Genomic DNA, 7,445 nt, shown 5'->3' with positions numbered 1-7,445 from the left:
ACCGTACACTTGCAGACTATATTGAAGATTGGAGTCGAACTGAAATCGTACAAAAGATAAAAAACGGCGAGATTCTTTTAAACAATCGTTTAACGAAACCAAGCCAAAAGCTGTCTATTCATGATAAAATTTTAATAGTTGTAAAATAATTAAATGACTTCTGAAGCCAAGAGACATAAAAAAGTCTCTTGGCTTTTATTTAAAAATTAAAATGTCGGTGCTATAACCTTCGGTTGGATTTGTTTGTTTTTCTGGTTGTTCTTGGTTTTTCACTTCGTTCTTTCTTTTGAATCTTTTTGTCGCTCATTTTGCTTCTCCTTTTGTCGTTTGTTTTTTTAGATCTTGGTGCAGGGTTCTTGCTGTAGACCGCAAAGTAATCTGTCACAAGGAAAAATTGCTCTATAAAGGGAGAGCATCACATGCCTATCAAGCTAAGAAAACAGGTCACCCCAAAAACGATAAATGTTACAAAAAGTCGTTTTGGGGGTGCATAAAATTTTAACTTGATGGGGTACCTCCAACATTTCGGAAATTTTTACGCTTAGCAAATTTCCACATAAATATAGCCAAATACCTGTATGTTAAGGGATTTGGCTTAAGTTATAGATTAGTTTTTATTTAAAGGTCTTAGTGAATTAGCTGGTAATAAATCAAATTTATATTCTTCAAGAAGATTAATATTCCCATCTTAAAGGTGAGATGTGGGGAAGTAATTCTTCTTTTTATTAAATTCTTTTATTGCTTCACTCAAATACACAGTGTTCCAGTAGCTTATTGCATTGATTAATATATTTAATGCACTAGTTCTTTGTAGTGGTCTTGTTTACCGCGCCTAATATATTTTGTTAAAAACCTTTACTAAAGGTTGAAAAGGGAGTACACTGGTAGTGACCACATTACCAATAGAGGTGAGACATGACACGAATTGATAAGACCAGCAGAATCCCCCTTTATATCCAGTTGATGGATATATTAGTTAATAAAATGGAAGATGAAATAGGAGAAAATGGGCAGTTACCGTCTGAGAGGGAAATATGCCAACAGTATGATTTATCTCGAACAACAGTTCGGCAGGCGATAAACGAACTCGAGAAAGATGGATATATCTATAAAGTGCATGGAAAAGGTACTTTTGTCTCGCCAAAAAAAGTTAATCAAGAACTGGTTAAATTTTATTCCTTCACAGAAGAGATGAAAAAGTTGGGTAAGGTTCCTGTCTCGAAGGTTTTATCGTTTGATGTTATTGAAGCCGATCGAAAGATTAGTAATAAGTTTTTAGTTGCTGAGGGCACTAAAATATATTGTTTTTCGAGATTACGTATTGCTGATGATATACCAATGATGCTTGAAACTTCTTTTGTACCCTATGATTTATTTCCGGGTATAACAAAAAAAGATCTAGAAAATACAGCTTTATACGATATTTTCAGAAATCGTTTTGAAACAGAAATCACAATGGCAGATGAGTTGTTTATGCCAGTAATGACAAATGAAAAAGAGGCAAAGTTGCTACAAATGCCTCCATGCCTGCCATGTTTACGTATTGAACGAATAACACATGGAATAAACCGGGTCATTGAATATACCAATACGATCGCCAGGGGTGATAAGTTTAAATACCATGTCCGCCTAGAAAATTAATCTAGGTGTACCTCGACTGGTAGTGACGTATCTACATGTCCTGTTGACCGAATGGGGGTAATTTCATGCCGAATATTTTGCTAACAGCGAATCGACACGTTTAGGCCATCTGTAAAACTGATCGCTGGGGATCAATCCAATGTGGAATACGTGGATTTTCTTGAAGGCGATTCGACAGGCGATCTTGAGAAAAGCTGTTTGAGACTTTATCAAGATTACAAGAATGTGAATCTATCGTATTCTTATGTGATTTAGTTGGTGGTTCTCCGTTTAAAACGGCCGTATCACTTACGGATGAGGAGGAAAATTTTGCTGTGGTTGGCGGAACAAATCTTGCTATGGTCATCGAGGCTGCGTTACTAAAAGACAGCCTTCAGATAGATGGTTTAAGAGATTTAGTGATCAATACTGGCAAACAATCGGGAGTGCCCAAGAGTCAAAGGGCCGGGTATTTGATTTGTTGCATACACGTCTCGTTAAAGTCTTTCCTGAAAAACATATAATGCGATCGGATATGTTCGCATTATATGTTTTTGTATTAACGATTCAGGTAGGAAAATGAATTTGTTTACTTGTACCAACAATCCAACTTTGTATAATGCATGTAACAAATTTGTTGAGGAAAACTCGTCTTCTCAATGACACCAATTTTTACAGCAGACACAAAACTGCTAGTAGAGGAGCGTGAATATGAATAAGGCAATTGGAATTGATATTGGCGGGACAAAGATTGCTGCTGGAATCATTTCGGAAACAGGGGAATTGCTGAATCGTGCGGAGACAAAAAGTGATCCCTCTAACAGAGAAAAGATGTTTACTAGAGTCGTAAAAGCGGTAGAACAAGTTCTTGAAGATTCATCTTTTACAATTGCAGATATGTATGGTATTGGTGTCGGTGTACCGGGCAAGGTGGATCGTGAACAAGGGATTGCGGTTTTTCAAAATAATTTACCATGGACCAAGTTTCCCCTTACTTCCCGTTTACGAGACCAATTCGGACTCCAGCGGATTACGATCGACAATGATGTTTACATGGCTGCCTTTGGTGAGTGGAAGGAGACCCAGGCAGAAAGCGATGAAACGTTTGTTTATGTGACAATCAGTACAGGCATTTCCTGTTCCATTATTCAAAACGGTTCATTTTTCCGGGGAGCTGGATTTGCCGGAGAACTCGGCTTGATTCCAGTCTTTTCAAAGACTGCCAAGAAATTAGAGCGACTGGAACAAGCGTCTGCGGGACCTGCGATTGAAAAATTAGCACAAAAGGAATTGCAGATGGCGGAACTATCAACTAAGGATGTTTTTGAACGCTACAAAGGCGGGGCACGTGAGTTTCAGAACATCATAAACGAGGTGACAGACAATTGGGTCCAAGCGCTCTATTCCATTTCCTGCTTACTGGACCCGCATAAAGTGGTTTTTGGTGGAAGTGTCATCACTCACAACCCTTTTTTGCTTGAAATTATAGTAGAAAAAATGAAATTGTACCAAATCCCTGAACAACAGCATTTATTAAGCCACATGTCGATTAGCACGATTAAGGAGAACAACGGCGTCGTTGGTGCGGGATTACGGGTATTCGAAGGGAACTAAATATTAGATGAGGAGTGTCAAAGATGTTTACGTTAAGTCGGGAAAATTTAATGCCACTAGGGGCTTCAATTACAACAGCGGAGATCAAACAACAGCCTGAATTATGGGGCGAAACATTTGCATTGTACACTAAGAAGAGTTCAAAGATTGAAGCATTTTTGAGAAATATGACGGAAAAACATGATCGTATCCGGGTTATTTTTACGGGAGCAGGAACTTCCGCTTATGTCGGTGACACTGTAACCCCATTTATAAAAGGAAAAGTGAATGAGAAACAGTGGGACTTGATGAGCGTTCCAACAACGACAATCGTATCAAACCCGTATCAATTCTTAAAAGCAGATATCCCGACATTATTAATATCTTTTGCACGAAGCGGAAACAGCCCAGAAAGTGTTGCCACTGTGGAGTTAGCAGAACAAGTGGTAACAAATATTTATCAAATTACAATCACCTGCTCTAAGGATGGGAAGTTGGCACAACGGGCAAAAGGGGATGAAAATAACCTCTTATTATTGATGCCTGAAAGATCCAATGATCAAGGCTTTGCGATGACTGGAAGCTACACCTGTATGGCCCTAACTGCACTACTCATTTTTGATACGCTATCGATCGAAGAAAAATTGAACATTGTCGAAACGATCCGCCGCATGGGTCAAAGCGTTATTAGCAGAGAAGCTGATATTAAAAAAATGATTTCTTCCGGCTTTGAACGAATTATTTATCTTGGCTCAGGCTGCTTTGAGGGCTTGGCAAGAGAGGCTCAATTAAAAATCTTGGAGTTAACTGCTGGTAAAATTGCCACTTCTTTTGATTCATCACTCGGATTCCGCCACGGTCCTAAATCATTTGTAAATGAAAAAGCAGTGGTGTTTATGTTTGTTTCCAACCATCCGTATACACGTTGTTACGACCTCGATATGTTAAATGAATTGAGACAGGATCAAATCGCCAGTGCTATTTGTGCCATCGCAGTGGACGGGGGCAAGAATTATGTCGGTGATACGTTCTTATTCGACGATGACGCTCGTACCTTACCGGATGCTTACCTGACATTGCCTTTCCTCATGGTTGGACAAACAATCGCACTGCTGGCTTCGATTAATGTCGGGAATAAACCTGATACTCCTTCGCCAAGTGGAGCGGTTAATCGTGTCGTTAAAGGTGTAACCATCCATGAATATAAGTAAATTTCGTGAAAGGTTGCTTGGCAGCTACCTTTTCTAAACAGAGGTGCAAGGTATGGGGGAATTTGTGTATGCAGATATATTTTTTCTTGAAGATGGGGTAGCAGGCCCCGGTTATTTGGAAATCAAAGACGGCCATCGTGAGCCAGGAATGGTTGGTGCGGCGATAAATCTGCCTAAGGTGTTTGCGGAAATTATTTGTGTCGGGCATCATGTTGATCCTGCTGCTGCTAACATTTTAATGAATGCCCGCGGCAGGAAGGAAACGGTCATGGCGACTGATTGCATGATAGCTGGTGGTATGCCTGAAGGCCGCTATCAACTTGGAGAATTTCCTGTCGAAGTGAAGAACGGGGCAGCTCGATTGAAGAACGGAAGTTTAGCAGGCAGTATTTTGCAATTAAAAGACGCTGTAAAAAATGCCGTTGATTGGGGAATTACCACCACGGAGGAAGCCATCTATATGGCAAGTACAGCACCTGCGAGAAGCATTGGCATTGATGGGGAATGCGGCATGATTTCAGCCGGTCATGATGCTGATTTTATCGTATTGACGCCGGAGCTTGATTTAAAGGCGACGTATCTTGATGGTGTTTGCCTGTTTCAAGCGAAAGACTCCATTGAGGAAGAGGGAGTACGATGATTTTAGCTGTTACGATGAATCCATCCGTTGATATATCGTATCCGATTCAGGATTTAAAACTGGATCATGTGAACCGTGTGGAAAATGTTTATAAAACAGCTGGCGGTAAAGGGTTAAATGTCGCTCGGATCGTCAAGCAAATGGGCGAAGACGTTATGGCGACAGGTGTGCTTGGCGGAACTATCGGCGATTTCATTATTCAGGAATTAAAGAAAAGCGATATTGGAAATAACTTTTTCAAAATTAATCAAGAATCAAGAAATTGTATCGCCATTCTTCATGATGGCAAGCAAACAGAAATCTTAGAATCCGGCCCGACTTTATCGGCGGAAGAAGGGGCAGCCTTTTTAGAAAAATATCGGGAGCTGCTTTTTGAAATTACCCTTGTGACCATTTCGGGTAGTTTACCAAAAGGATTAGAGTCTGGATTTTACCAGATGATGGTAGAAATTGGACAGGAGAAGGGAATTCCCGTGATTGTTGATACCTCAGGAAAATCGTTAAAACAGGTTTTGAACCATAAGGTGAAACCATTTGCCATCAAGCCGAATATTGCGGAGCTGTCCCAGCTTTTTGGCATAGAAGTGGAAAGGAGTAACAGCAACCTGAAACGAGGGTTGATCAATGAAATGTTTGATGGGATTGAATGGGTTGTCGTTTCACTGGGAGAGGCTGGTGCTTTCGTCAAACATGGTGGAGATTATTATAGAGTTACTATCCCTGCTATCGACGTGGTGAATCCTGTCGGATCCGGTGATGCTACTGTTGCCGGATTAGCGGTTGCTCTTAAACGGAAACAGTCTGTTTCAGACGTACTGAAAACCGCGATGACAACAGGCTTGCTTAATACGATAGAAGCAGGAACAGGATATATTGACATTGCGAAGTTCGGTCCATTTTTTGAATTGGTAGAGGTTAAAAAAATAGATTAGCAGAGGTGATTATCGATGTTAACGAAAAATAAATTATCGGCTCTAAAACGTTTATCCGATGAGAATGGGATTATCGGAGCTTTGGCAATTGATCAGCGCGGTTCATTAAAGAAAATGATTGCTGCAGCAAGTTCAAATTTTGTCGGAGATGAGGGGATCGTCCGTTTTAAAGAATTAGTTTCAGAAGAGTTGACACCGTATGCAACATCGATTCTATTGGATCCGGAATATGGTCTGCCGGCTGCAAAAGTTCGCCATTCAGACGCAGGTTTACTGGTGGCCTATGAAAAAACAGGCTATGATGCAGCAGCGGTGGGCCGTTTGCCTGATTTATTGACAGAGTGGTCTGTTAGACGCCTGAAGGAAGCTGGTGCAGATGCGATTAAATTTTTACTGTACTACGATGTCGATGAAGATGAAAAAATTAATGACTATAAGCATGTTTATATGGAACGGGTCGGGTCTGAATGCGCGGCGGAAGACATTCCATTTTTTTTAGAGATTGTGACTTACGATGCCAAGTATGATGATGTGGCAAGCATGGAATATGCCAAAGCAAAGCCTCATAAAGTTATTGAAGCAATGAGGGAATTCTCTAAACCGCAATACAAGGTGGATGTTTTAAAGGTAGAAGTTCCAGTGGATATGAATTTTGTGGGGGGCTTCACTCAAGGCGAGACAGCCTATAGTCAGGAAGCAGCAGCAGCGTATTTTAAAGAGCAGTCTGAAGCAACGAAATTGCCATTTATCTTTTTAAGCGCCGGCGTAAGTGCAGAACTGTTCCAACAAACCTTAGCATTTGCGAAGAAATCAGGCTCTGCCTTCAACGGTGTTCTCTGCGGCCGGGCAACATGGAAAAATGGTGTTGCTCCATTTGCTGAAAATGGTGAAGAAGTAGGACGTGCTTGGTTAAAAGATACTGGTAAAAAAAATATTCAAGCGCTAAACCTTGTCCTGAAGGAAACAGCTACCTCATGGTTTAACAAGGTAACTGGATCAGCCGATGAACGGTTCTTATGTTTCAGAGATTAATGGATTATTAGAAGTAGGATCGGATATTTAAATGATTATTTGGAAAGCTTTCCAGACATCGCTATGACAAAATCAACTATTATATATAGCCGCGTCCTTTCCAATGTGATCCGGCTTTCCACCGAAAAAAGCCCTTTTGATAAAAAGGTAAAGATCAAGCCCACGGTTCTTTGCCGAGGGCTTGATGGTTAAAATTAAGAAGGAAAGATGAAATTTTTCCATTTCGCGTCAAACTCCTTACTACTTTGTTTGTACCAAAGGGTGGACGTATTGATGTCTAGCTTTAATAAGCTTTTCGATCTGTTCAGGAACTTTGTTATCTTCAAGCAATTCCCTTTTATTTTCAACTACTGATTCTTTAACGGAGATAGCTTTCTTTTTCCTCATCATAAACTGAATTTTTTATTTTACTCGAAC

General features: G+C 40.3%; 7 protein-coding genes and 2 pseudogenes. 7 read left to right on the top strand and 2 right to left on the bottom strand.

What is annotated here, in order from left to right:
• Positions 1-607: 607 nt before the first annotated feature.
• Positions 608-814: pseudogene (locus tag ABHN01_RS25460) on the bottom strand (Tn3 family transposase); the annotation flags it as partial.
• Positions 815-915: 101 nt separating this feature from the next.
• On the opposite strand from ABHN01_RS25460, the gene ABHN01_RS25455 reads away from it, so the two are divergent.
• The 7 genes and pseudogenes from ABHN01_RS25455 (at position 916) to lacD (ending at position 7,028) form a co-directional block, all read left to right on the top strand.
• Positions 916-1,641 (top strand): GntR family transcriptional regulator, encoded by a 726-nt coding sequence (locus ABHN01_RS25455; protein ID WP_429877858.1) that lies wholly within the window; start codon positions 916-918, stop codon positions 1,639-1,641.
• Positions 1,642-1,835: 194 nt separating this feature from the next.
• A complete protein-coding gene (locus ABHN01_RS25450) occupies positions 1,836-2,144 on the top strand; it encodes a hypothetical protein (RefSeq protein ID WP_429877859.1) in 309 nt (102 codons plus the stop codon).
• A gap of 187 nt (positions 2,145-2,331) precedes the next feature.
• Complete coding sequence (locus ABHN01_RS25445) at positions 2,332-3,234, top strand: ROK family protein (RefSeq protein WP_429877857.1); 903 nt, start codon at positions 2,332-2,334, stop codon at positions 3,232-3,234.
• Between the two features lie 23 nt (positions 3,235-3,257).
• Entirely contained in the window at positions 3,258-4,424 is a 1,167-nt protein-coding gene (locus ABHN01_RS25440) for an SIS domain-containing protein (RefSeq protein WP_290399172.1), read from the top strand.
• Positions 4,425-4,557: 133 nt separating this feature from the next.
• A pseudogene (locus ABHN01_RS25435) lies at positions 4,558-5,064 on the top strand (amidohydrolase family protein); the annotation flags it as partial.
• Complete coding sequence (gene lacC / locus ABHN01_RS25430) at positions 5,061-5,996, top strand: tagatose-6-phosphate kinase (protein WP_429877856.1); 936 nt, start codon at positions 5,061-5,063, stop codon at positions 5,994-5,996. The pseudogene ABHN01_RS25435 and the gene lacC, both read left to right, overlap by 4 nt.
• A 15-nt stretch (positions 5,997-6,011) precedes the next feature.
• Positions 6,012-7,028: a tagatose-bisphosphate aldolase gene (gene lacD / locus ABHN01_RS25425; protein ID WP_429877855.1), complete on the top strand. Its 1,017-nt coding sequence runs from the start codon at positions 6,012-6,014 to the stop codon at positions 7,026-7,028.
• A gap of 240 nt (positions 7,029-7,268) precedes the next feature.
• Here lacD and ABHN01_RS25420 read toward each other — a convergent pair whose 3' ends face one another.
• Positions 7,269-7,415 (bottom strand): FbpB family small basic protein, encoded by a 147-nt coding sequence (locus ABHN01_RS25420; RefSeq protein WP_429877854.1) that lies wholly within the window; start codon positions 7,413-7,415, stop codon positions 7,269-7,271.
• Positions 7,416-7,445 lie beyond the last annotated feature (30 nt).

Source organism: Fictibacillus sp. NRS-1165 (assembly GCF_050468105.1).
In the GTDB taxonomy this organism is placed as follows: domain Bacteria; phylum Bacillota; class Bacilli; order Bacillales; family Fictibacillaceae; genus Fictibacillus_C; species Fictibacillus_C terrinigri.
Note: the sequence above shows the minus strand (reverse complement) of the source record. Positions and strands in the feature narration are given on the sequence as shown.